Source organism: Streptomyces cyanogenus, from assembly GCF_017526105.1.
Classification (GTDB): Bacteria; Actinomycetota; Actinomycetes; order Streptomycetales; family Streptomycetaceae; genus Streptomyces; species Streptomyces cyanogenus.
The window spans coordinates 3,596,606-3,621,865 of record NZ_CP071839.1 but is presented as its reverse complement, the minus strand read 5'-3'; the positions used below and the strand labels follow the sequence as shown (position 1 = coordinate 3,621,865).

The 25,260-nt window shown below is 72.6% G+C and carries 15 protein-coding genes; 5 read left to right on the top strand and 10 right to left on the bottom strand.

All coding sequences use genetic code 11. The annotated features are described in order from the left end of the window. Positions 1-490 precede the first annotated feature (490 nt). Both S1361_RS16170 and S1361_RS16165 read left to right on the top strand, forming a co-directional pair. Positions 491-5,434: an NAD-glutamate dehydrogenase gene (locus S1361_RS16170; protein ID WP_208032548.1), complete on the top strand. Its 4,944-nt coding sequence runs from the start codon at positions 491-493 to the stop codon at positions 5,432-5,434. 243 nt (positions 5,435-5,677) lie between these two features. Continuing rightward, entirely contained in the window at positions 5,678-7,159 is a 1,482-nt protein-coding gene (locus S1361_RS16165) for a hypothetical protein (protein ID WP_425086666.1), read from the top strand. A 138-nt stretch (positions 7,160-7,297) separates the two neighbouring features. Here the strand turns inward: S1361_RS16165 and S1361_RS16160 are convergent, their stop codons facing one another. From S1361_RS16160 to S1361_RS16145, 4 genes are all read right to left on the bottom strand, one after another. Then, complete coding sequence (locus S1361_RS16160) at positions 7,298-8,962, bottom strand: glycosyltransferase family 2 protein (RefSeq protein ID WP_208032547.1); 1,665 nt, start codon at positions 8,960-8,962, stop codon at positions 7,298-7,300. Next, positions 8,959-11,175: a CDP-glycerol glycerophosphotransferase family protein gene (locus S1361_RS16155; protein ID WP_208032546.1), complete on the bottom strand. Its 2,217-nt coding sequence runs from the start codon at positions 11,173-11,175 to the stop codon at positions 8,959-8,961. The genes S1361_RS16160 and S1361_RS16155 overlap by 4 nt, the downstream gene beginning before the upstream one ends. Before the next feature lie 102 nt (positions 11,176-11,277). After that, a complete protein-coding gene (locus S1361_RS16150) occupies positions 11,278-12,219 on the bottom strand; it encodes an ABC transporter ATP-binding protein (protein WP_208032545.1) in 942 nt (313 codons plus the stop codon). Beyond that, complete coding sequence (locus tag S1361_RS16145) at positions 12,212-13,126, bottom strand: ABC transporter permease (RefSeq protein ID WP_208032544.1); 915 nt, start codon at positions 13,124-13,126, stop codon at positions 12,212-12,214. The genes S1361_RS16150 and S1361_RS16145 overlap by 8 nt, the downstream gene beginning before the upstream one ends. A gap of 203 nt (positions 13,127-13,329) precedes the next feature. On the opposite strand from S1361_RS16145, the gene S1361_RS16140 reads away from it, so the two are divergent. Next, positions 13,330-13,968, top strand: coding sequence for a TetR/AcrR family transcriptional regulator (locus tag S1361_RS16140; RefSeq protein ID WP_208032543.1), 639 nt, complete (start codon positions 13,330-13,332; stop codon positions 13,966-13,968). A gap of 94 nt (positions 13,969-14,062) precedes the next feature. Here the strand turns inward: S1361_RS16140 and galE are convergent, their stop codons facing one another. From galE to S1361_RS16125, 3 genes are read right to left on the bottom strand one after another with little or no spacing between them, the layout of a single operon-like run. Beyond that, the gene (galE, locus tag S1361_RS16135; protein ID WP_208032542.1) at positions 14,063-15,043 is read right to left on the bottom strand and encodes a UDP-glucose 4-epimerase GalE; all 981 of its coding nucleotides are present in this window, start codon (positions 15,041-15,043) and stop codon (positions 14,063-14,065) included. Between the two features lie 39 nt (positions 15,044-15,082). After that, entirely contained in the window at positions 15,083-16,738 is a 1,656-nt protein-coding gene (locus S1361_RS16130) for a glycosyltransferase family 2 protein (RefSeq protein WP_208036621.1), read from the bottom strand. Between the two features lie 44 nt (positions 16,739-16,782). Next, positions 16,783-18,054: a glycosyltransferase 87 family protein gene (locus tag S1361_RS16125; RefSeq protein WP_208032541.1), complete on the bottom strand. Its 1,272-nt coding sequence runs from the start codon at positions 18,052-18,054 to the stop codon at positions 16,783-16,785. Between the two features lie 191 nt (positions 18,055-18,245). Between S1361_RS16125 and S1361_RS16120 the strand changes: the two genes are divergently transcribed. After that, entirely contained in the window at positions 18,246-19,856 is a 1,611-nt protein-coding gene (locus tag S1361_RS16120; protein WP_243769186.1) for a glycosyltransferase family 39 protein, read from the top strand. Here the strand turns inward: S1361_RS16120 and S1361_RS16115 are convergent. Beyond that, on the bottom strand, positions 19,804-20,295 hold the full coding sequence (locus tag S1361_RS16115) for a MarR family winged helix-turn-helix transcriptional regulator (protein WP_208032540.1): 492 nt from the start codon (positions 20,293-20,295) through the stop codon (positions 19,804-19,806). The genes S1361_RS16120 and S1361_RS16115 overlap by 53 nt on opposite strands. A 75-nt stretch (positions 20,296-20,370) precedes the next feature. Here S1361_RS16115 and S1361_RS16110 point away from each other — a divergent pair, with 75 nt between their 5' ends. After that, complete coding sequence (locus S1361_RS16110) at positions 20,371-20,784, top strand: organic hydroperoxide resistance protein (protein WP_208032539.1); 414 nt, start codon at positions 20,371-20,373, stop codon at positions 20,782-20,784. A 57-nt stretch (positions 20,785-20,841) separates the two neighbouring features. Here S1361_RS16110 and S1361_RS16105 read toward each other — a convergent pair whose 3' ends face one another. Beyond that, complete coding sequence (locus S1361_RS16105) at positions 20,842-23,046, bottom strand: bifunctional glycosyltransferase/CDP-glycerol:glycerophosphate glycerophosphotransferase (RefSeq protein WP_208032538.1); 2,205 nt, start codon at positions 23,044-23,046, stop codon at positions 20,842-20,844. Between the two features lie 7 nt (positions 23,047-23,053). After that, positions 23,054-25,255 carry a bifunctional glycosyltransferase/CDP-glycerol:glycerophosphate glycerophosphotransferase gene (locus tag S1361_RS16100; RefSeq protein ID WP_208032537.1) on the bottom strand — a complete coding sequence of 734 codons (2,202 nt, stop codon included), beginning with the start codon at positions 25,253-25,255 and terminating at the stop codon, positions 23,054-23,056. Positions 25,256-25,260: the final 5 nt, after the last annotated feature.

The following is a 25,260-nucleotide window of genomic DNA, read 5'->3' as shown; positions in this document are numbered from 1 at the left end:
GCACCGCACCTGACACCGGCACCCGGCCCCCGCTCGGATACGTCACCCACCCCCCACCCCGCCCCTGTGCAGAACGTCAAACTTCACCCCTCGGTTTTGTACACATACGGCTCATGACGGGCCCCCGGTAAGTGGCGATAGCCTTGTGGCGTGATCAGCGCGATAGCTCGCGGGGGCGATCCTGCTCCTGCCCTGCGCCCGGGTTGCACGGAACACCTCCGTGACCGGGCGGCGGTCGCTGGTCCTCGCGGGCGGGACGGGAGCACGGACGCTCCCAGGACGCCGAGGACGCTCCGGGACACGGCGGTGCCGAGAGCAGCGTCACAGTCGACGGGCGTGCCGAGAATGGCCGAATACCCCCCGCTCATCTCACCTCTCGGCATAGCGTCGGATCGGACCGGACACCCCGGGCCGTGGCGTCGGGCCGGAGGGGAAGAGACCGTACTTCCTTCTACGTCACGCAACGGCGCGCGACAGGAGCCAGAGGACAATGCAGACCAAGCTGGACGAAGCCAAGGCCGAGCTGCTCGAAAGGGCCGCCCGGGTAGCTGAGAACAGCCCGGTCGGGGGGCACCTACCGACCGGGACGACGAGCGAGGGCACCCCCGGCACCCCGGACAGCGAATCCATGCTCGCGTTCCTCCAGCGCTACTACCTGCACACCGCCCCGGAAGACCTCGCCGACCGCGACCCGGTCGACATCTTCGGCGCCGCGGTCTCGCACCACCGGCTCGCCGAGACCCGCCCGCAGGGCACCGCCAACGTCCGGGTGCACACCCCGACCGTGGAGGAGAACGGGTGGACCTGCAGTCACACCGTGGTGGAGGTCGTCACCGACGACATGCCCTTCCTCGTGGACTCGGTCACCAATGAGCTGACCCGGCAGGGGCGCGGCATCCACGTCGTCATCCACCCGCAGTTCGTGGTCCGGCGGGATCTGACCGGCAAGCTGATCGAGGTGCTGCCGACCCCGCCCGTCGGCGACCTCCCGCACGACGCGCACGTCGAGTCCTGGATCCACGTCGAGATCGACCGGGAGACCGACCGCGCCGACCTGAAGCAGATCTCCGTAGACCTGCTGCGCATCCTGTCCGACGTCCGCGAGGCCGTCGAGGACTGGGAGAAGATGCGGAGCACGGCGACCCGGCTCGCCGACGGCCTGGAGAGCGAGCCGGCCCCCGGCGACCTGCCCGGGGCCGAGGTCGAGGAGGCCCGCGAGCTGCTGCGCTGGCTGGCCGACGACCACTTCACCTTCCTCGGCTACCGCGAGTACCAGCTGCGCGAGGACGACACGCTCGCCGCGGTGCCCGGTACCGGGCTCGGCATACTGCGCTCGGACCCGCACCACGCCCGGGAGGACCAGCACCCGGTCAGCCCCTCCTTCGAGCGGCTCCCGGCCGACGCCCGCGCCAAGGCCCGCGAGCACAAGCTGCTGGTGCTGACCAAGGCCAACAGCCGGGCCACCGTGCACCGGCCGTCGTACCTGGACTACATCGGCGTCAAGAAGTTCGACGCGGACGGCAACGTCGTCGGCGAGCGCCGCTTCCTCGGACTGTTCTCCTCCGCCGCCTACACCGAGTCCGTGCGCCGGGTCCCGGTGATCCGCCGCAAGGTCGACGAGGTGCTGAGCCGCGCCGGCTTCTCGCCCCACAGCCACGACGGCCGGGACCTGCTCCAGATCATGGAGACCTACCCGCGCGACGAGCTGTTCCAGACCCCGGTCGCCGAGCTGCAGTCCATCGTCACCAGCGTGCTCTACCTGCAGGAGCGCCGCCGGCTGCGGCTGTACCTGCGCCAGGACGAGTACGGCCGCTACTACTCGGCGCTCGTCTACCTGCCGCGCGACCGCTACACCACCGGCGTGCGCCTGCGGATCATCGACATCCTGAAGGAGGAGCTGGGCGGCACCAGCGTCGACTTCACCGCCTGGAACACCGAGTCGATCCTGTCCCGGCTGCACTTCGTCGTCCGGGTCCCGCAGGGCACCGAGCTGCCCGAGCTGTCGGACGCGGACAAGGAGCGCATCGAGGCCCGCCTGGTCGAGGCGGCCCGTTCCTGGGCCGACGCGTTCGCCGAGGCGCTGACCGCCGAGTGCGGCGAGGAGCGCGCGGCCGAGGTGCTGCGCCGCTACAACCACGCCTTCCCCGAGGGCTACAAGGCCGACCACAGCCCGCGTGCCGCGGTCGCCGACCTGGTCCACCTGGAGCAGCTGAGCGAGGACAAGGCCTTCTCGCTCAGCCTGTACGAGCCGGTGGGCGCCGCGCCCGACGAGCGCCGCTTCAAGATCTACCAGAAGGGCGGCACGGTCTCCCTCTCCAAGGTGCTCCCGGTGCTGAGCCGGCTCGGCGTCGAGGTGACGGACGAGCGGCCGTACGAGCTGCGCTGCGCCGACCGCACCACCGCCTGGATCTACGACTTCGGTCTGCGCATGCCGAGGACGCTCGGCGGCGGCAACGGCGACTACCTGGGCGACGACGCCCGCGAGCGGTTCCAGGACGCGTTCGCCGCGACCTGGACGGGCAAGGCCGAGAACGACGGCTTCAACGCCCTCGTGCTGAGCGCCGGGCTGACCTGGCGGCAGGCGATGGTGCTGCGCGCCTACGCCAAGTACCTGCGGCAGGCCGGCTCGACGTTCTCGCAGGACTACATGGAGGACACCCTCCGCAACAACGTCCACACCACCCGGCTCCTCGTCTCCCTGTTCGAGGCGCGGATGTCCCCGGAGCGGCAGAAGGCCGGGCTGGAGATCACCGACGCCCTGCTGGAGGAGCTGGACGCGGCCCTGGAGCAGGTGGCCAGCCTGGACGAGGACCGCATCCTGCGCTCCTTCCTGACCGTCATCAAGGCGACCCTGCGCACGAACTTCTTCCAGGAGGCGCTCGGCGGCAAGCCGCACGACTACGTCTCCATGAAGTTCGACCCGCAGGCCATCCCGGACCTGCCCGCGCCGCGCCCGGCGTACGAGATCTGGGTGTACTCGCCGCGGGTGGAGGGCGTGCACCTGCGCTTCGGCAAGGTCGCGCGCGGCGGTCTGCGCTGGTCCGACCGGCGTGAGGACTTCCGTACCGAGATCCTCGGCCTGGTCAAGGCGCAGATGGTGAAGAACACCGTCATCGTGCCGGTCGGCGCCAAGGGCGGCTTCGTCGCCAAGCAGCTGCCCGACCCGAGCGTGGACCGCGACGCCTGGCTGGCCGAGGGCATCGCCAGCTACAGGACGTTCATCTCGGCGCTGCTGGACATCACCGACAACATGGTGGCCGGCGAGGTCGTGCCGCCGCAGGACGTGGTCCGGCACGACGGGGACGACACCTACCTGGTGGTGGCCGCCGACAAGGGCACCGCGACCTTCTCGGACATCGCCAACGAGGTCGCGAACACCTACAACTTCTGGCTCGGCGACGCCTTCGCCTCCGGCGGCTCGGCCGGCTACGACCACAAGGGCATGGGCATCACCGCGCGCGGCGCCTGGGAGTCCGTGAAGCGGCACTTCCGTGAGCTGGGCGTGGACACGCAGACCGAGGACTTCACGGTCGTCGGCATCGGTGACATGTCCGGTGACGTGTTCGGCAACGGCATGCTGCTGTCCGAGCACATCCGCCTGGTCGCCGCCTTCGACCACCGGCACATCTTCATCGACCCGAACCCGGACGCGGCCACCTCCTACGCCGAGCGCCGCCGCCTGTTCGAGCTGCCCCGCTCCAGCTGGGCCGACTACGACACCGAGCTGCTGTCCGCGGGCGGCGGGATCTTCCCGCGCACCGCCAAGGCGATCCCGCTCAACAGCCACATCCGCGAGGCCCTCGGCATCGAGGACAAGGTCGCCAAGATGACCCCGGCGGACCTGATGAAGGCGATCCTCAAGGCGCCGGTGGACCTGCTGTGGAACGGCGGCATCGGCACGTACGTGAAGTCGTCGGTGGAGTCGAACGCCGACGTCGGCGACAAGGCCAACGACGCGATCCGCGTCGACGGCAGGGACCTGCGGGTGAAGGTCGTCGGCGAGGGCGGCAACCTCGGCCTGACCCAGCTCGGCCGGATCGAGTTCGCCATGCTCGGCGGCAAGATCAACACGGACGCGATCGACAACAGCGCCGGCGTGGACACCTCCGACCACGAGGTGAACATCAAGATCCTGCTGAACGGCCTGGTCGCGGACGGCGACATGACCGTCAAGCAGCGCAACAAGCTGCTCGCCGAGATGACCGACGAGGTCGGCGCCCTGGTCCTGCGCAACAACTACGCGCAGAACACCGCCCTGGCCAACGCCCTGTTCCAGGCCAAGGACATGCTCCACGCCCAGCAGCGGTTCATCCGCCACCTGGTGCGCGAGGGCCACCTGGACCGGGCGCTGGAGTTCCTGCCCACCGACCGGCAGATCCGCGAGCGCCTCGCCGGCGGCCAGGGGCTGACCGGCCCGGAGACGGCCGTCGTGCTGGCGTACACGAAGATCACGGTGGCCGAGGAGCTGCTGCACACCTCGCTGCCGGACGACCCGTACCTGCGCGGTCTGCTGCACGCCTACTTCCCGACGGCGCTGCGCGAGCGGTTCGCCGAGGCGATCGACAACCACCCGCTGCGCCGCGAGATCACCACGACCGTGCTGGTCAACGACACGGTCAACACGGGTGGTACGACCTATCTGCACCGGCTGCGCGAGGAGACCGGGGCCTCCCTGGAGGAGATCGTCCGCGCCCAGACCGCGGCCCGCGCGATCTTCTGCTCCGCGCCGGTGTGGGACGCGGTGGAGGCGCTGGACAACAAGGTCGACGCGGTCGTCCAGACGCGGATCCGGCTGCACTCGCGCCGCCTGGTCGAGCGCGGCACCCGCTGGCTGCTCAACAACCGGCCGCAGCCGCTGCAGCTCGCCGAGACGGTCGAGTTCTTCGCCGACCGGGTGGAGCGGGTCTGGCAGGAGCTGCCGAAGCTGCTGCGCGGCGCGGACCTGGAGTGGTACCAGCACGTGTACGACGAGCTGTCCGCGGCCGGCGTCCCGGACGAACTCGCCACCCGCGTGGCCGGGTTCTCCTCCGCCTTCCCGGCGCTCGACATCGTGTCGGTGGCCGACCGCACGGGCAAGGAGCCGCTGGACGTCGCCGAGATCTACTACGACCTCGCCGACCGGCTGAACATCACCCAGCTGATGGACCGCATCATCGAGCTGCCCCGTGCCGACCGCTGGCAGTCCATGGCCCGCGCCTCCATCCGCGAGGACCTGTACGCGGCCCACGCGGCGCTCACCGCGGACGTCCTGGCCGTCGGGAACGGCACCTCGACGCCCGAGCAGCGCTTCAAGGCCTGGGAGCAGAAGAACGCCGCGATCCTGAGCCGGGCCCGCACCACGCTGGACGAGATCCGCAGCTCCGACTCCTTCGACCTCGCCAACCTGTCGGTGGCGATGCGGACGATGCGGACGCTGCTGCGCACGCACTCGTAGGCGTACGACACGACGGGCGCCCCCGGCAGTGTGCCGGGGGCGCCCGTCGTTCCGACGGGTTCGCCGACCGGTTCGCCGACCGGTTCTGCGGCCGGTCTTCTGTCCGGTTCTCCGTCCGGCCTTCTGGCCGGTTTCTTGCCGACATCCCGCCGGAAACCCGCGGTGAATTTACCCTTTCCTGCTATTCGCGGGGCTTCGGATAGGGTCGGCGGTGTGCACACCGCGCCGTCAGACACCGAACCGGTGAGCCCCACGGCATCGCCGAGCGGCTCCGCCTCGCGCGCCGGCCGGACGCTGCCGCAGCTCGCCGCCGCGCTGGTCCTGGTCCTGCTGCTCCTGGTCGTCGTCCGCCTGCCGTGGGCGGGCGACCTGGGCATGCACGCGGCCACCGTCCAGCGCCTGCGGCACAGCCTGCTGCACCCCGGCAACCCGCTGGTCGACGCCGACACGTCGAGCCCGTACTACTCGCCGTGGATGCTGCTGCTCGGAGTCGTCGCCAAGCTGACGGGCCTCTCCGTCTTCGTGGTGCTGCGGCTGGCCGCGCTCGCCGGGCTGGCGGTGCTGGTGACCGGGGTCTTCCGGTACGTGCGCACGTTCAGCGCCCATCGCGCCGCTCCCGCCCTGGCCCTGCTGAGCCTGCTGCTGCTCTGGGGGCCGGTGCTGTTCAACTGGAGCGGCTTCCTGGGGCTGAACTCCCTTGCGCTGACGATGGCGTACCCCAGCGCGTTCGCGCTCGGGCTCAGCTTCCACTTCTGGGCCTGGCTGACCCGGGCGCTGCGCTCGGAGGCCGGGTGGGGGATGTGGCCGGGGCTGGGGGTGCTGTGGGCGCTGATCCTGCTGTGCCATCAGTTCACCGGGGTCGTGGCGTCCTTGGGCGGACTGGCCACGGTGCTCGCGGCGAAGCCGGCGCGCGGGGTGCTGCTCCGGCTCGGTGCCGGGCTGGCTCCGGGCCTGCTGGTGCTGTGGCTCTGGCCGTACTACGACTTCTTCGCCCTGTTCTCCGTCGGTGCGGACCTGGAGGCCATCCACCAGCCGCTCTACCAGGACCTGGCCGGGCGGTTCGGGCTCGTGCTGCTCGGGGTGGTGGCGCTGGGCCTGCGCTGGCGGCGGGACCACCGGGACCCGCTGGTCCTGTTCTTCCTCCTCGGCGCGCTGATGTTCGCGGCGGGGGGCCTGACCGGGCACTACTCCTGGGGCCGCGCCCTGCCGGCCGCCCTCGTCCCGGCGCAGCTCGCGGCCGCGCTGGAGGCGGTGTCGGCGGGGCGGCGGGCGGTGCGCCGCGGGTGGGCCTGTGTGCTGCTCGCCGCGCTGGCGGTGGGGGCGTGGACGCAGGCCGGGACGCTCGGGTACGTGGTGGACCAGGAGGCGCTGCCCCGGGCGGTCGCCGAGAAGTACCGGACGCCGTGGGTGGGTTACCAGTGGATCATGCGGGCCGGAGTGAAGTACGGGGACGTGGTGATGGCCCGTACGTTCCCGGCCCGGCAGATCCCCGCGTACGGGCCGTACACCGTGGCGCCGGGGTACCCGGACGTGTTCCTCCCGGACGCGGGGCGGCGGGAGACGGCGGTCGAGCGGTACTTCTCGGCGGGGACGGGGGTCGCGGAACGGCGGCGGATTCTGCGGGAGTACGGCGTGAAGTGGGTCGTCGGAGGCAGTCCGGCACCGTGGCTCCGGAAGGCGGCCGCGGGCCCGGGCGACCAGACCCTGTACCGAGTGCTCCCCTGAGCCGTACGGGGCGGGCCCGCTCACCGGCGCCGGCCGGTGCCGCCCGCACCCACCCGTGCCGCCCGCGCCCACTCGTTGTCGCCCAGGGCGGCAACGAGCAGGCGCAGGCCCCGGCGTGCCGAAGGGCGGCCCGGCTTCTTACTTCAGGACGCTCGCCGCCAGTCGGGCGGCGTTTCGGAGCCGGGGGTGGGCCAGGCGCCGGAGCAGGGGGCGGGTCACGTGTGCGGCGACGCCGACGGGGGTCCAGCGGAGCTGGAGGCGGCCGGGGTTGCGGGCTTCCGGTTCGATCGTGAGGTCGTGGGGAGCCGCGCCGGAGTGGTAGGGGATGCGGGCGGTGCGGGTCGGGAAGTCCAGCGGGGCTAGGAGAACGGCCGAGTTGGACAGACCCTGCTGGTCCAGGCGGACCAGGGGGTGCCGTACGCCGGCGAAGCCGTGCAGCGGGACCGGCGCGGCGGTCAGGTCCAGCCGGACCGTGCCCTCGAAGACGCCGGGGCTGACCGGGTCCAGGCGGAAGGGGAGCGTCATGCGACGTCGGCCGGGAGTCAGGAGCAGCGACGCGCGCTGGGGCCCGACGGGCAGCCGCAGGCCGGGGTCGTAGGTGCGGATCGCGAGGAGGAGGGACGCGCCGGGGCCGGGCGTCAGTTCCGTGATCTCGTGGCGGAACTGGGCGGTGGGGAACGGCCGGGTGTCCAGCTCCAGCTCGGACACGTCCAGCTCGCGGCGGGCGCGGTCCGTCGACGGGACGCTGTCGCCCCAGTAGGGAACGCCGTCGGGGCCGGTCGTCACCTGCCGCGGCGCCACCGCGTGCCCCAGCCCGCGCGCGGCGATCCGGACCTCGGCCAGGCGGCCTTCGCGCAGCAGCTCCAGCACCACCCGTTCGGCGCGCGGCAGCCGGGCGTACGCGTCGGGGGAGAGCGTGTCCAGGTAGGGGGTCATGAGGTCCGCGAAGGCCGCCAGCCACTCCTCGTCCCGGTACGGCAGGTCGCCCGCGTACATCCGGAAGTCGTGCTTGAGGAACTTGTAGTCCTTGTCCTCCCGCAGCCCCGCGTGCCCGCTGCTCACCAGGAAGTCGTCGATCAGCCGCTGGACGTGGACCCGGTCGCGGACGTTGGAGATCTTGTGCCGCTGGTTGGAGATGGAGGCGGAGGCCGCGGCGGCGAACGGCTCGATGTACCAGACGTACACCGGGTCCGGGATGATCGTGAACGCCTTCGCCAGGCAGTACGCCTGCGCGGAGAACAACTGGTCCTCGTAGTGGATGCCCTCGGGGAAGCGGAGCTGGTGGCGGTCGAGGAAGGCCCGGGCGTACATCTTGCTGGTCGACAGGTGCTCGAAGAGCAGCCGGGGGTCCTGCTCGATGCCCTCCACCGTGCGGCGCTCGGTGACCAGGTGCGGCATCCACGTCGTGCGGCGGCCGTTGTCCACCCGGACCCGGCGGACCGCGCCCATGGTGAAGTCCACCTCCCGTTCGCGGTGCGCGGCGAGCAGCAGCTCCACCGCGCGCGGCGGGAGTTCGTCGTCGCTGTCGAGGAACATCAGGTACGGCGCCCGGGCGATCTCGATGGCGCGGTTGCGCGGGGCACTGCACCCGCCGCTGTTCTCCGGCAGGCGGATGTAGCGGATCCGGTGGTCCTGGGCCGCCAGCTCCCGGGCCACCTCGGGCGTCTCGTCCGTCGAGTGGTCGTCGCTGATGACGATCTCGATGTTCGCGTGGGTCTGGGCGCGCAGCGAGGCGACCGCGCGCGGGAGACGGGCCGCGTCGTTGAAGACGATGACCGTGACCGTGACGTCGGGGATGGTCATGCCGTGGCCTCCTCGGGCGTCGGGGCGGGGGTGCGGTCCTCCAGGGGCAGCACCGGTGGCAGCGCGTCTTCCGGTTCGTCCAGGAACACCCGGCGTACGACCCGTTCGGCGGCGCGTCCGTCGTCGTACTCGCAGAACCGGCGCCGGAACGCGGCCCGGGCCTTGGCCGCGCTGTCGTCGCGCCAGGCACCGGAGACGAAGATCTCCGCGAGTTCCTCCTGGGTGCGGGCGACCTGGCCGGGGTGGTCGGTCATCAGGTCGAAGTAGACGCCCCGGGTGGTCCGGTACGTCTCCCAGTCGTCGGCATAGATCACGATCGGGCGGTCCAGGTTGGCGTAGTCGAACATGATCGAGGAGTAGTCCGTGACCAGCGCGTCGGCGGCCAGGCAGAGTTCCTCGACGGGGTCGTAGGAGGAGACGTCGATGATCCGGCCGGAGCGGCGCAGGCCGGTCAGCGGGGAGGCGGCGCCGCCGTAGAAGTAGTGGGCGCGCACCAGCAGGACGGTGTTCTCGCCGAGGCGGTCGGCGAGGGCGGCGAGGTCGAGGCGCGGGGTGAAGCCGGCCTCGTAGTCGCGGTGGGTGGGGGCGTAGAGGACGGCGGTCTTCCCGGGCGGGATGCCGAGGCGGTCGCGGGCGGCGCGGACGTCGGCCGCGGTGGCCGTGTAGAAGACGTCGTTGCGCGGATAGCCGTAGTCCAGGGACGTGTAGCGGGACGGGTAGGCGCGCTGCCACATGCGGGTGGAGTGGCTGTTGGCGCTGATGCTGTAGTCCCACTTGTCGATGCGGGCCAGCAGGGCGGCGAAGTCCAGGCCCTTGGCGGCGGCCGGGTGGTCCATCTGGTCCAGGCCCATGCGCTTGAGCGGGGTGCCGTGGTGGGTCTGGAGGTGGATCGCGTCCGGGCGTTTGACCACCGCGTTGGGGAAGTTGACGTTGTTCGTCAGGTACTTGGCGGTGGCCAGGGTCTCCCAGTAGCGGCGGGTGCCGGGGACCACGTGGTCGGTGCCGGGCGGCAGCAGGGCCGCGTTCTCCTTGTTCACCACCCACACCGGGTGGATGTGCGGGGCGAGTTCGGCGAGCTTCGCGGCGATCGCGGCCGGGTTGCAGGACACCCCGCGCTCCCAGTAGGCGGCGAAGACCGCGAGATGGGGGTCGACCGGGCGGCTCAGGGCGCGCTGGTACTGGTGGTCGCGGACCTTGGCGCCCATCCGCCGCTTGCGGGTCCGCACGGCCTTGCGGGCGGCGCGGCGGGTGCGGTTGGCCGCCTGGAACGCGCGGTACTTGGTGTAGGCGCCCTCCTCCAGCAGCCCGTGCCGTACGCCCTCCAGGCCCGCCGGGCGCCGGTGGCCCTCGGGGCGCCAGCGGACCGCGGCCAGGGAGGCGCGGCGGAAGAACTCGCGGGCCACCGGGTCGGGCAGGTCCTCGCGGGCGAAGGTGCGCACCAGGTCGCGCACCATCAGGTCGTACAGCACCGTGCGGGGGGCGCGGCGGTCCTTGGTGAGCGCGAGCAGGGACTCGTAGTGGTCGATGAGCCGCAGCCGGTCCTCGGGGGCGCGCGGCGGCTGGCTCTCGGGGCGCAGCACCCGGTGCTCGTACGCCGGCTGGTTCAGGCAGGCGACGCGGCCGGCGAGCAGCAGGGCCGTGTGGGCGGCGCGGGGCTCGTCGTCGGTGTTCAGCTGCTCCTCGTGGGCCTGCCAGAACGTGGCGCGCAGGGCGCGGTTGCCGAGCAGCGGGGTGAGCCGCACCAGGTCGGCGGCCTCGTCCAGGGGCAGGGCCGCGCGGCCGACGGCGGCGAGGTGGCGGCCGTCGCGGGAGGGCCTGGCGGCGGTCTGCCAGGTGGTGGTGACGTGGTCGAAGAGGAGGACGTCCACGGGGGTGTCCGCAGCCGTGGACGCGGCGTCCAGTTCGGTGGTCCGCTCGGCGATCAGGCGGGGCGCGCCGGCCGGCAGGCCGTCCTCGGCGTGGACGAAGTGCAGCCAGCGGCCGGAGGCGCGGGCGGCGCCGGCCGCGCGGGCCTCCGCGTCACCGGTGCCGTCCGGCAGCGGGACGACGATCGTCTCGGGGGCGTGGGCCTCGGCCGTCTCCCGCGCCCACGCGCCGACCGCGGCGACGATCACCTCGGCGTCGGTGAGGGGGTGGGATTCCAGGGAGTCCAGCAGCTCGGTCAGATGCCCCTGTGCGTTCGACCCGTAGACGATCACACTCAACTGGGGCATCGCAGTGGACTCCTTCGGCTTGATGTCTCCGGGCGTACCCCTTCATAACATACTGTCACTAAGAGGATGAAAGGGATGACGGCACCCGGCGTAAGAGAGGGCTCAGGAAGGAAGAGGCACTTTCGGTGCGTCGGGTTGCGATGCGTCCGCTTTCGCTCCGTCCGCCTTCGTGTTCTTCACTTCCCCTTTCGGGTCGTTGGCCTTCGGCTCCGGTTTCTTCTGCTCCGGAGTCCTGGCCGCGGGCTTGCGGGGGGCCGGCTTCTTGTCGCCGGTGAAGGCCTCGTACTCCTTCATGACCTCTTCGGTCGGCCCGTCCATGCGCAGCTCGCCGCGCTCCAGCCACAGCACCCGCTCGCAGGTGTCGCGGATCGACTTGTTGTTGTGGCTGACCAGGAAGACCGTGCCCGCGTGCTGCCGCAGCTCGCGGATCCGGGCCTCGGAGCGCTTCTGGAAGGAGCGGTCGCCGGTGGCCAGCGCCTCGTCGATCAGCAGGACGTCGTGGTCCTTGGCGGCGGCGATGGAGAAGCGCAGCCTGGCGGCCATGCCGGAGGAGTACGTGCGCATCGGCAGGGTGATGAAGTCGCCCTTCTCGTTGATCCCGGAGAAGTCGACGATCTCCTGGTAGCGCTCCCTGATCTGCTCCCGGGACATGCCCATGGCGAGACCGCCGAGGTGGATGTTCCGCTCGCCCGTGAGGTCGTTCATCAGGGCCGCGTTGACGCCCAGCAGGGAGGGCTGGCCGTCGGTGAAGATGTGCCCGCTCTCCACCGGGAGGAGGCCGGCGACCGCCTTGAGCAGCGTGGACTTGCCGGAGCCGTTGGTGCCGATGAGCCCGATCGCCTCACCCCGGTAGGCGACGAACGACACCTTCTTCACCGCGTGGACCCGGCGCACGCCGGCCGCCTTCTCGGTCTGCTTGCGGCGCAGGATGCGGTTGAGGGCGGCGGTGGCGGAGCCGCGTCCGGCGCCGGTGCCGTTGACCCGGTAGACGATGTCGACGTCGTCCGCGATGACGGTGGGGATCTTCTCGCTGTGCTCAGCCACGACCGTACGTCTCCTCGGCCTTCCAGAAGTAGATGAAGCCGCCGATGCCGGCGAGCAGGGCCCAGCCGGTGGCCGCCGCCCACACGTGCGGGGGCAGGGAGCCGGCGTGGAAGCTGTCGATCAGCGCGAACCGCATGAGGTCGATGTAGACCGCGGCCGGGTTGAGCTCCAGCAGGACGGTGACGACGTGCGGCAGGTCGTCCTTCCTGGCCAGCTTGTCGATGCTCCACATCACGCCGGACACGTACATCCACGTGCGCAGCACGAACGGCATCAGCTGCGCGATGTCCGGGGTCTTGGCGCCCATCCGGGCCACGATCATCGATACGCCGGCGTTGAAGGTGAACTGCAGCACGAGCACCGGGAGCGCCAGCACCCACGAGGCGGCGACGGGCACGCCGAAGCAGAGCAGGATGACGACCAGGGCGGCCATCGAGAACAGCAGCTGCTGGAGCTGCTGGAGCGCGAAGGAGATCGGCAGGGCGGCGCGCGGGAAGTGCAGGGCGCGGACCAGGCCGAGGTTGCCGGAGATCGCGCGGGTGCCCGCCATGATCGAGCTCTGCGTGAACGTCCAGATGAACACGCCCGTGACCAGGAACGGGACGTAGTCCGGGACGTTGTGCTTGGTGCCGAGCAGCACGCCGAAGATGAAGTAGTACACCGCCGCGTTCAGCAGCGGGGTCATGACCTGCCAGACCTGGCCGAGCTTCGCCTGGCTGTACTGGGCGGTCAGCTTGGCGGTGGCGAAGGCGCTGATGAAGTGGCGGCGGGCCCACAGCTGGCGGACGTACTCCGGCAGCGAGGGGCGGGCGCCGCTCACCGACAGGCCGTGCCGGGCGGCCAGGGCCGCGAGGTCGTCGTCGGCCGGGGTCTGGGTCGGGGGCGGTGTGTGGAGGACCTGGCTCACATCCGCTGCTTTCGCTCGGGGGAGGGGGTGCTGCGTCCGACTTTCGCCGGGATCGCCGCGTTCGTTCCCGTCGTTCGGCGTTTCCTTACGCTTCTCTTCACGTTCTCTTACGTCGGGACGGGACCGTATCGTCGCAACGCGAGCGTAGGGCGATCGACGTCGGAACGCAACCGTTTCGTCGTGACGCCCCTATGCTGTGCGCTATGACGACGAACGCCGCCGGGCCCGCCGACGAGCCGCCGGCGCGTGCGCGCCGCCGGGCGCCCGCCGGGGCGGCCGTGCTCCGCGAGGACGTGACCGAGGCCATCCGGGCGGCCGTCTTCGAGGAGCTGGCGGCCGTCGGCTACGCCCGCATGTCCATCGAGGGGATCGCCCGGCGGGCCGGTGTCGGCAAGACGGCGGTGTACCGGCGGTGGCGTTCGAAGCTGCACCTGGTGCTCGACGTGGTGTCGGCGCTGGCGGTGACCGGGTTCCCGGTGCCGGACACCGGGTCCCTGGAGGGTGACCTGCGGCTTCTGTACGAGGTCACGTCCCGCGCGCTGCGGCATCCGGTGGCGTCGCAGATCATCCCCGACCTCCAGGCCGAGGCGGCCCGCAATCCCGACCTCGCGGATGCCTTCCAGAAGGCGCTGCGGGACGGCCAGGAGGGGGTGGCCAGCCGGATCGTGGCGGCGGCCGAGACGCGGGGGGAACTGCCCGCGGGGCTCGATCCGGAGCTGGCCCTGGACCTGATCTCCGGGCCGCTGTACTGGCGCGCGGTGGTGATCCGCTCGCCCAAGCTGCCGAAGGGCTACCTGGACAAGCTGGCCCGGGCCACCGCGGGGGCGCTCAAGGCGTTGTGAGGCGCCCGGCTCCCCGAAGGGGCGCGGGGAACTGCGCGGCCAGCCGGTGTGTGGCCGCGGGCAGGTGACGGCCCGCAAGGCAACGGCGGGTGGTCTACGACCGCGCCGCGTCCGGATGGACCCGTACCCAGCCCTCCCACGCCGACGTGATCATGTCCTGGACGTCGTACTTGGCGTGCCAGCCGAGTTCCGTGGCGATCCGGGTGGCCGAGGCGACCACGCGGGCGGGGTCGCCGGGGCGGCGCGGGGTGACCGTCGGGGGACGGTTGTAGCCGGTGACCGCGTTGATGCGGTCGATCATCTCGCGCACCGACACGCCCTCACCCCGGCCGATGTTCAGGGTCAGGTCGGTGCCGGGCGCGGAGCGCAGCGCGCGGGCGACGGTCACATGGGCCTCGGCCAGGTCGACCACGTGGATGTAGTCGCGGACACACGTGCCGTCGGGCGTCGGGTAGTCGTCGCCGAAGATGCGCGGCGCCGTGCCCTCCGTGAGCCGCTCGAAGACCATCGGGATCAGGTTGGACACACCGGTGTCGGCCAGTTCGGGACCGGCCGCGCCCGCCACGTTGAAGTAGCGGAGCGCCGCCGTGGCCATGCCGGTCGCCCGGCCCGCGGCACGGACGAGCCACTCGCCGGCCAGTTTCGTCTCGCCGTACGGCGACAGCGGCCGGCAGGGGGTCTCCTCGGTCACCAGGTCGACGTCGGGCATGCCGTAGACGGCCGCGGAGGAGGAGAACAGGAAGGACGGGATCTGCGCCGCCGTCACCGCTTCGAGCAGCACCCGCAGGCCCTCGACGTTCTGCCGGTAGTAGTGCAGCGGGCGCTCCACCGACTCGCCCACCTGCTTCTTCGCCGCCAGATGGACGACCCCGGTGATCTCGTGCTCGGCGAGCGCGCGGGCCAGCCGGTCCGCGTCCAGGACCGAGCCGCGCACCAGCGGGACCTCGGCCGGTACGCGCTCGGCGACCCCCGTGGACAGGTCGTCGTAGACGACCGCGCGCTCGCCCGCCTCGGTCATCGCCCGTACGACGTGCGCCCCGATGTATCCGGCGCCGCCGGTGATCAGCCAGGTCATTGCGGCCATCCCCTCGTCAGTTCGTCGGTCGGCCCGTGTTCAGTGAAGCAGGCGGCGGAGCCGGCCGCGGACCACGCGCAGCACTCCACCCGGACCGGTCGCCACCCGCAGGGCCAGTGCGCCGGAGTGCGTGGCGTACGGCTGGGCCAGGAGCACGCCGTGCACGGCGCTCGGGACGGCGCGTCGGCGCAGCCGACCGGCGCCCGTGAGGGCGTGCGCCGTCATCTCCCGCTGCGTGCCGTCCGCGAAGCGCAGGGTCAGGCGCAGGTCCCAGGTGCCCGAGCCGAGCCGCGCCAGATCGACGGGCGCCTCGGCCGACCAGGTGTCCGCACCGGAGGGCGTGAGCGCCACCGTCGTGTGCCCGCGCGTGCGGTCGTCCTCGCGCGCCTGCCACTCCAGCTCCACCTCGCGCGGGTCCGCCTCGGCCACCCTGCCGTACAGGTCGTGCAGCCGCAGGCGCAGCAGTGAGACGCGCGCGCGGGGGCGCAGTTCCGCGTCCACCGCGAGCGGCAGCCCGGCGACGGGCCGGGTCAGGAAGGGGGCCAGGGAGACCTGGGGCAGGTCGGCGGACCAGACCGGGGTCCCGTCGGCGGCGCGGGCGTACGGCGGCAGCAGGCGCGCCGGGCGCGCGGCGAGCTCCCGCAGCCGGGGCAGGTCGCGCGGCTCGGGCGACTCCAGCAGGACCCGGGCGACCGTTCGGCCGGGGGAGGCGGGGTTCAGCTCCCAGTCCGCCGCGTCGTAGTGCGCGAGGTACTCCCGGGTGAGCTCCCACCACGCACGCCGGTAGTGCGGGTCGCGCAGGCCCAGCTCGCGCACGTACATGCGCACCTCGTGGTCGAGGAACTTGGCGCGCGCCGCCCGCGCCAGGTCCTTCTGCCCGGCGCTCAGCAGGATGTCGTACGCCAGCGTGGACGCCTCCAGGCGCGCGGTCCAGTTCTCGATGCGCCCCCGGTCCAGCGAGAGCGACAGCCGCTCGGCCGACCGGCGCACCTGCCACACGTACACCCGGTCCGGTACGAGCGCGATGCGCGGGCTCGCGGCCAGCACCCGCGCGACGAAGACGAAGTCCTCGTAGAGGAAGCGGCCCTCGGGGAAGCGGATGCCGTGGTGGCGCAGGAAGTCGGTGCGGTACAGCTTGTTCACGCACAGCGTGTCGTGGACCAGGAGGGGGCGCTGGGCGGGGCGCGCGACGACGGCGGGCGCCGCGTAGAGGGGCGCCTGCCAGGGCTGATCGCGCCCCGAGGGCAGCTCCCGGCGCACGCACAGTCCGCTCGCCACCTCCGCGCGCGCCTCCGTGGCCGCCGCCAGCAGTGCGTCCACCGCGCCGGGCGGCAGCACGTCGTCGCTGTCCAGGAACATCACGTACGGCGCGGTCGCCGCGTCGACCCCGGCGTTGCGCGGGCTGCCGCAGCCGCCGCTGTTCACCGGCCGGCGCACCACCCGCAGCCGCGGTTCGCCGGCCGCCAGCCGGGCGAGCAGCTCGTCGCTGCCGTCGGTGGAGCAGTCGTCCACGGCGATCACCTCGGCGACCGCGGGCCCCTGGGCGAGCGCCGAGCGCACGGCATCACCCACGTGGGCGCGGTCGTTGTAGCCGATCACGACGACGGCGACCTGGGGCGTCGCCGGCGTCGATGATGATGCCGGTTCCGGCGCCGGGGCCGGCGCCGGGTGCGGGTGTCGCGGTTCTGGATGCATGGGGTCCACGGGCCGGAAGCGTAAGAATATTCGGTAATACCCCGTTAAGAGAGGCTTAGTGCTCGCTCCGGAAGACGGTTGAAACCGGATCGGGGTTGCGTCGGCGGCCCGGTCTTTCCGGCCGGCGGCCGCGCGGCCCGCCACAGCCGCACGAAAGACAGCACGGCGGCGGTCGTCAGCACCCCGTTGCGGGCCAGCATCAGCAGGCACCCGGCCCAGGTGCCGGTGACCACCTCACGGTAGAACATCGGGAACGCCAGGGTGCTGAGTGCGGAGGCGGCCAGGACCAGCACCGCCACCGGCCGCTGGCTGGTGTGCCGGGAGGTCAGGCACACGGCGGCCAGCCCGATCAGCCAGATCATGTACTGCGGACTGACGACCCGGCTGGTGACCGTGAACAGCAGCACCGCGCTCAGCGCGGCGTCGAACGGCGTGGCCTCGGTCCAGTGCCGCGCCCGCACCCGCCACAGCACCAGCAGCCCGAAGGAGACCGCCGTCAGCGCGAGGGAGGCGGTGGCGACGGCGTGCACGTGCGGGCCGACGACCTCGATCGCCCCGTACTGGTAGCGGGCCCGGCCCGGCCAGCCGGCGTGCCGGGCCAGGTTGAGCGCCGTACCGCCGAGCGACTCGATCTGCACGCCCCGGCCGCCCTGCTCCCGCAGGAACGACAGCGGATGCGTGAAGCGGGCCGCGAGCAGGGCGAGGCCCGCGACACCGGCCCACCCCGCCCACGCCCACGCCGTGCGCGTCGGACGGCCCCGGGGCATGCCCAGCAGCACCAGCGCCGGCCACACCTTCACCAGCGCGCCCAGCGCCCCGAACACACCGCCCGCGCGCGGGGAACGCGCCGAGGCCAGCAGGGAGAGCACGGCCAGGGCGGTGACCTGGACGTCGTACCGGGCGAGCGGCAGGTGCAGCAGCAACGGCAGGCCGCCGGTCCACAGGGCCGCGCCGAGCAGGCTGCGGCCGGGCCGGGTGCCCGCGCGGAGCAGCGCCGCCAGGGTCAGGGCGTCCACGGCCAGCGTGACGACCACGAACGCCTCGAAGTACGTCAGGCCCGGCAGCAGGCCCGGCGCCAGCAGGACCGCGCCGGCGCCCGGCGGGTACTGCCACAGCGTGTCGTGCACCGGGAAGGAGCCGTGTCCGAGGACGCCGTACCAGTGGAAGTAGAGCCGCCACACCTCGCGGCTCACCGAACCACCGCCCAGCAGCCGGGCGCCGCCCTGGACGAGCAGCCACAGCATCAGGGCACGGGTGGTGAGCCAGATGGCGGTGAGGGCGAGGACCGGGCCGGGGGTGACGCGGAGACGGTTCATCAGATGCGAGCCTAAGCGGTGCGAAGGGTGTATTCATGTTGATACGCCGTCAAGAATCGCAAATTTGGCTAATCGTAAGAGATCGGGCCATGGTGAACGTCGGGCTTCCTGCGAAACCGCAGTCGTGTCGGGCGGCTGTGACCACTGGCGTACCGACCGGTGCGACGAGCCGCTCACCGTACCCGCTGCCGGTGTCCCGGACACGGCTGCACCGGGCCGCCGCCGTGGGCCTGCCCGCGCTGGTGATGCTCGCGCTCGGGCTCTGGGGGCTCGACCGGGGCGGCATGTGGCGCGACGAGGCGGTCAGTTACCAGGTCGGGCGGCGTACGGTGCCGCAGATCTGGCGGCTGCTGCACGACGTGGACGCGGTGCACGGCCTGTACTACCTGCTGCTGCACGCCGTCCTCGCCGTCCACCCCGGCGAGGTCGTCCTGCGGCTGCCGTCGCTGTGCGCGGCGGCCGGCACGGCGGGCCTGGTGGCCGCCCTCGGCATGCGGCTGGTCCGGCCGCGGGTCGGGCTGTGGGCCGGACTGCTGTACGCCGTCACGCCGATGGCCGGCCACTACGCCCAGGAGGGCCGCTCCTACGCGATCGTCGCGGCCGGCGCCACGGGGGCGACGCTGCTGTTCGTCCGGGCCGTGCAGGGCGGCTCCTGGTGGCCCTACGGCGTCGTCCTCGGACTCACCTGCTGGCTGCACGAGTTCGCGGTGTTGCTGCTCCTCGCCCACGCGGTGTCGCTGGCGCTGGCCCGGTCCCCGGGGCGGGTGTGGCGCGGGTGGGGGTGTGCGGCGGTGGCGGTGGTGCTCGCGCTGCTGCCGATGGTGGTGGTGTCGCGGGCGCAGGCCGCGCAGTTGGCGTGGCTGCGGGCGCCCACGACGGAGACGGCCCGAAGGCTGCTGAGCATGTTTCTGGGGCCGACGGACGAGGTGTTCTGGGTGTGTCTCGGACTGGGAGTCCTGGGACTTGCGGGACTGGTGGGGCGGCGGGGGGAGGTCACGTGTGCCGGGGTGGCGTTTCCGGTGGTGGTCCTGCCGCCGGTGGCATTGATGCTGGCGTCGCAGATGTCGCCGCTGTATGTCGATCGGTACGTGCTGTACGCGCTGTCGGGGGCGCCGTTGCTGGTGGCCTGCGGGGCCGAGCGGGCGGCGCGGGTGGCGCGGGTGGTCGGGCGCCTGCGCGCCGGGTCCCGCTCGCGCAGGGGCGCCCCCGCCGCCCTGAGCGACGGCCGCCCGCACGACGACGGCCGCCCGCGAACACCCCCTCTGCTGCCGCTGCCCTACGGCACCCTCACCGGTGTTCTCGCCCTCGCCCTCTCCCTGCTCCACCAGTTCCCCCTGCTCCAGAAGGACCGGGAACCCGGCCACCGGCCGGACGATCTCGGCGCGGTCTCCCGGCTGGCCGCGCGCAACCTGCCCCCCGGCGCGTCCGTGCTGTTCTTCCCCGGGTCGATGCGGAACGCGGCGCTCACGTATCCGGGGGCCTTCCGCGGGATCCGGGACGTGGCGCTGGTGACGGGGGCCGCCGAGTCCGGGACGCTGTACGGGCGGGAGGCCGGGCCGGTGGAGGTGCGCCGGAGGCTGGCGCGGCTGGACCGGGTGTGGGTGGTCGCGGACGGGAAGCTGCTCGCCGGCCGGGGTGCGCCGCGCGACCCCGTCGAACGGGCCAAGGCGACCGTGCTCGGGCAGCAGTTCGTGTCCCGCCGGGAAGCCGTGCGGGGCGGGGTGACCGTACGGCTCTACGTCCGCCCGCTCAGCGGGCTGCCCGGGCCTCCGCCTCCGCCGCCGCGTCCAGAGCGGTGGTGAGCTGGTCCAGCCGCGCGCGCAGCTCGACGATCTCGGCCAGCTCGAAGCCGGTCGCCGACATGATCCGGCGGGGCACCTCCAGGGCCCGCTCGCGCAGTGCCGTGCCCTCCTCGGTGAGCTGGACCAGGACCGAGCGCTCGTCCTCGGCGCTGCGCTCGCGCCGCACCAGACCGGCCACCTCCAGCCGCTTGACCAGCGGGGACAGCGTGCCCGAGTCGAGCCGCAGCTGTTCGCCGAGCTTCTTCACCGGCAGCTCGCCCTGTTCCCACAGCACCAGCATCACCAGGTACTGCGGGTAGGTCAGCCCGAGGTCCTTCAGGATCACGCGGTAGACGCCGTTGAAGGCACGGGACGCGGCGTGCAGGGAGAAGCAGATCTGGCGGTCCAGGCGCAGCCAGTCCATGTCGTTCATGACTCCAGGGTAGCTCTTGGGAGCCATTTAGTTGTGCACAACTAAATTGTGTGCTCTACTTGTGGTCGCAACGAACCGCCACACCCCAGAGGGATGGTCTTCATGGACGCGCTCTACACCGCCGTCGCCACCGCCACCCACGGCCGCGAGGGCCGTGCCGTCTCCTCCGACGGCAGGATCGACCTGGCCCTGGCCATGCCGGTGGAGCTGGGCGGCAACGGCCAGGGCACCAACCCGGAGCAGCTCTTCGCCGCCGGGTACGCCGCCTGCTTCGGCAGCGCCCTCGGCCTGGTCGGCCGCCAGGCCAAGGTCGACGTCAGCGACGCGGCCGTGACCGCCGAGGTCGGCATAGGCAAGCAGGGCGAGGGCTTCGGGCTGAAGGTCACCCTGCGCATCGAGCTGCCCGGCACCGTGGACGAGGAGACCGGCCGCAAGCTGGTCGAGACCGCCCACCAGGTCTGCCCGTACTCCAACGCCACCCGCGGCAACATCGACGTCGACCTCGTCATCGAGTAACGCGGAGCACGTCCGAGGGGGCCGGTCCCGGTCGGGGCCGGCCCCCTCGTGCACGGGTCACGCCGAGGTCAGTGCGTCCGGGGCCGCCGCCTGGCCCGGGATCCGCACCGGCCGCGGCCCGGGCGCCGGCTCGCTCAGCAGCAGCGTCCGGACCACCCGTTCGGCGGCCCGCCCGTCGTCGTACGTGCAGAACCGGGCCCGGAAGTCCGCGCGCAGCCGCGCCGACTCCCCGTCCCGCCAGGCACCCGAGGCGAACAGCCCGGCCAGCTCGCGGTACGAGCAGGACACATGGCCCGGCGGCTCGGCGGTGATGTCGAGATAGGTGCCCCGGCTCGCCCGGTACGCGGGCCAGTCGTCGGCGTGCACCACGATCGGCCGGTCCAGGACGGCGTAGTCGAACATGACGGACGAGTAGTCGGTGACCAGCGCGTCCGCCGCGCGCAGCACGTCCGCCGTCCGGGGTTCGTCGGTCGCGTCGACCACGATCCGGCGGCGGGCCAGCTCCGCGAGGCCCATGCCCCGCGCGGGACCGGTCGCCAGCGACGGGTGCAGCCGGACCACGAGTGTGTGCCCCTCGCCGAGGTCGGCCGCGAACCGGGCCAGGTCGATCCGGTCCACGTGCCCGCCCCGGCGGTAGTCCCGGCGGGTCGGCGCGTACAGCACGACCGTGTGGTCCGCCGGGATGCCGTGCCGCTCCCGGAAGTCACCGGGCCCGCCGTTCACCAGCACGTCGTTGCGCGGGCTGCCGGTGCGCACCGACGTGAAGTGGCAGGGGTAGGCCCGCTCCCACACCAGCTCGGAGTGGTGGTTGGCGACCAGGCTGTAGTCCCAGCGGTCGGCCCGGCGCAGCATCTGCGGCACGTCGAAGCCGAGCCGGGCGCCCGGCTTGTCGAGCAGGTCGGCGCCCACGTACTTCAGCGGGGTGCCCTGGTGGGTGTGGATGTGCACGCTGCCGGGGCGTTTGACCAGGGAGCCGGGCCAGTTGACGTCGTTGACGAAGAACTTCGCCCGCGCGGTCACCTCCAGATAGCGCCGGGAGCCGAGGATCACGTGCTCCACGTCGGGCGGCAGCTGCGCGGCCGTCTCCGCGTCCCGCACCACCCACACCCCGCGCAGCTGCGGGGCGATCTCGCGGGCCGCGGCGTGGACGGCCGCCGGGTCGCCGAGCAGGCCGCGGTGCGAGGACGCCGAGTAGACCACGAGGTTCTCGTCCAGCGGACGGCGCGCGTGCACGGCCGCCCAGCCGGCGCGGGCCCGGCCTGCGGCCACCTGGCGCACCCGGTCCGCCCGCCGGGCCGCCTCCCTCCCGGCCCGCGCCGCCTGCCGCTTGAGCCGGTACCCGGTCCAGGACCCCTCCAGCACGGCGACCTCGCCGTCCACCGGGGCGCCCGCCGGCCGGTACCGGCGGAACATCTCCGCCGTGCGCCGGAAGAACTCGGCCCTGTCGGCGGGCGGCAGCCGGTCCGGCTTGGCGAGGATGTCCAGGCAGTGCTCGCCCATCTTGCGGTGCAGGTAAGGCCGCCACTGCGCCAGCTCCGGCCGCTCGGCCACGAAGGCGAAGACCCGCTCGTACTGGTCGTGGATGTCGAAGTGCTTGCGGCTGGTGGTGGACAGGATGTTGCCCTGGCGGCGCTGCCGGTAGTTCAGGCAGATCCGGTCCAGGGCGGCGATCCGGCGGGCGCTCAGCATGACCGGGAACGTCCAGGGCGTGTCCTCGTAGTAGCCCGGCGGGAACTCGAAGCCGTTCTCCGTGACGAACGCGCGCCGGTACACCTTGTTCCAGACCACCATCAGCAGGTCCAGGATCTGCGGGTACTCCGAGACGGCGAAGACGGCGGGGGCCTCGGCCAGGACGGGCGCGAGGACGTTGCGCCGGGTGCCGCCCCACCAGTAGGTGCGCGCGTAGTCGAAGACGAGCACGTCCGGGTCGTCGGCCTCGGCGAGCCGGTCGGCGACGGCCCGCAGCGCGCCCGGGGTGAGCGTGTCGTCGCTGTCCAGGAAGAACAGGTAGTCGCCGGTGGCGTGCGGGAGGCCGGCGTTGCGGGCCCGGCCGAGGCCCACGTTCTCCGGCAGGTGCAGCACCTTCACGCGCGGGTCGCGCTCGGCGTACTCGTCCAGGATCGCGCAGCAGCCGTCCGGGGAGCGGTCGTCCACGGCGATCAGCTCGAAGTCACCGAAGGACTGCCCGAGCACCGAGTCCAGGCACTCGCGCAGAAAGCCCTGCACCTTGAAACAGGGCACGATCAGACTGAAGCGGGGCACGGCGGGGTCAGCTCCTCACGAGGGTCGCGGCGGCGGGGGCGGGGATGCGTTCCGCGAGCGGGACCACCGGCGGGACCGCCTCCGGCGGCTCCCCGAGCAGCACCCGCCGGACCACCCGCTCGGCGGCCCGCCCGTCGTCGAACTGACAGAACCGCTCCCGGAACACGGCCCTGAGCGCCCGGGCCTGCGGGCCGGCGTACGAGCCGTCGCGGAAGACGGCGGCCAGTTCCTCCGGGGTCCGGGCGACCGGTCCGGGCGGCTCGGCCATCAGGTCGAAGTAGACGCCCCGCGTCTCCCGGTACACGTCCCAGTCGTCGGCGTACACGACGATCGGCCGGTCCAGGTTGGCGTAGTCGAACATGATGGACGAGTAGTCGGTGACCAGCGCGTCCGCGGCCAGGCACACGTCCTCGGAGGAGCGGTGCCCGGTGACATCGATGATCCGGTCCGAGCCCCGGGAGCGCCCTCGGTCGTAGAAGTAGTGGGCGCGCAGCAGCACGACGACGTCCTCGCCGGCCGCCTCGCAGAACGCCTCCAGGTCCAAGCCGGGCTCGAAGCCGGTGTGGTGGTCGCGGTGGGTCGGCGCGTACAGCACGGCGGTGCTGCCCTCGGGGACGCCCAGTTCCCGCCGGATCCGGGCCACGTCGCTCGCGGTCGCGGTGTAGAAGACGTCGTTGCGCGGATAGCCGTACTCCAGATGCTCGTAGGAGCCGGGGAAGGCGCGCTCCCACATCTGGGTGGAGTGGCGGTTCGACGACAGGTTGAAGTCCCAGCGGTCGACCCGGCCCAGCAGCTTGGTGAAGCTGCCGGACTGCGCGGCCACCACCGGGTACGTCGACTGGTCCACGCCCATCGTCTTCAACGGGGTGCCGTGCTGGGTCTGCAGGTGCACAGTGCCCGGCCGTTTGACCACGCCCTCGGCGAAGTTCGCGTTGTTGACGAGGTACTTCGCGCGGGCCAGCACCTCCCAGTAGCGCCGGGAGCCGATCACCGCGTACTCGACGTCGTCCGGTACGGCGTGTTCCTGGCCGGCCTCGACCAGGAACACCGAGCGGATGTGCGGGGCGAGTTCGCGGGCCTTGGCGTGGATCGCGGCCGGGTTGCAGGCGTAACCGCGGCCCCAGTAGGCGCAGTACACCGCGAGGTTCGGGTCGAGCGGGCGGCGCAGGTCGCGGGCGTAGCGCAGCCGGGTGCGCAGCAGGTGCGGGCGGGGCAGCCGCCCGGTGGTGCCGCCGGCCGCCCGGTTGACGCCGCGCAGGGCGCGGAAGGCGGTGTACGCGCCCGCCGCCAGCAGCCGGTGCTGCACCCCCAGGCTGCCGCCCGGCACCCGGTGCCCGGCCGGCCGGTGCCGCCGGTAGAGGCGGGCCGCCCGGCGGAAGAACGCCCGGCGCCCGGTCAGCAGCCGCTCCGGCCGGGCCGCCGTCTTCAGCACCACGGAGAACAGCTGGTCGAACAGGGGCCCGGTCCGCTCGGCCGGCAGGCCGCTGTCGGCCGCCCGCGTCAGCACCCGTTCCACCTGGTCCAGCAGGGTGTGCTGGTGCGGTCCGGGCAGATTGAGCCGGCTGCCCTGCCGCCGCAGCCGGTGCCGTACGACGGCCTGGCGCAGCACCGCGATCCGTCCGGCGGCGACGGTCACCAGCCCGCCCCAGCCGATGTCGGTGAAGTGCCCCTCGGGGAAGACGAGTTCGCGCTCGACGAGGAAGGCGCGACGGTAGACGGCGCTCCACGCCGGCAGCTGCACACCGGTCAGCGCGGGCCGGTCGGCGGGGGCGAAGGCACCCTTCGGGGCGCCGGCGAGCAGCGGCGCGGCCGGGTTCGCCGGCTCGCCCTCCCACCAGGGGACGCGCTCGTGCTCGGCGTACAGCACGTCCACGCCGGCGGTCTCGGTGAGCCGGGCGTCCAGCGCGTCCAGTGCGCCCGGCAGCAGCAGGTCGTCGCCGTCCAGGAAGAGCAGATAGGTACCGGTCGCCGCCCGCATCCCGGTGTTGCGTGCCCCGCTCAGCCCGGCGGACGGCGGCGAGTGGACGGGGGTCACCCGGGAGTCCCGCTCGGCGTACCCGGCGGCGACCTCGGCGGCCGGGGCGTCGGGGGCGTCGCAGACCGGGATCAGCTGGAGGTCGCCGAAGGACTGGCCGAGGACCGAGTCCAGCGCCTGGGACAGCCGGCCGGCGACGCCGTGGGACGGGACGATAACGCTGAAGCGGGGCATTCTGT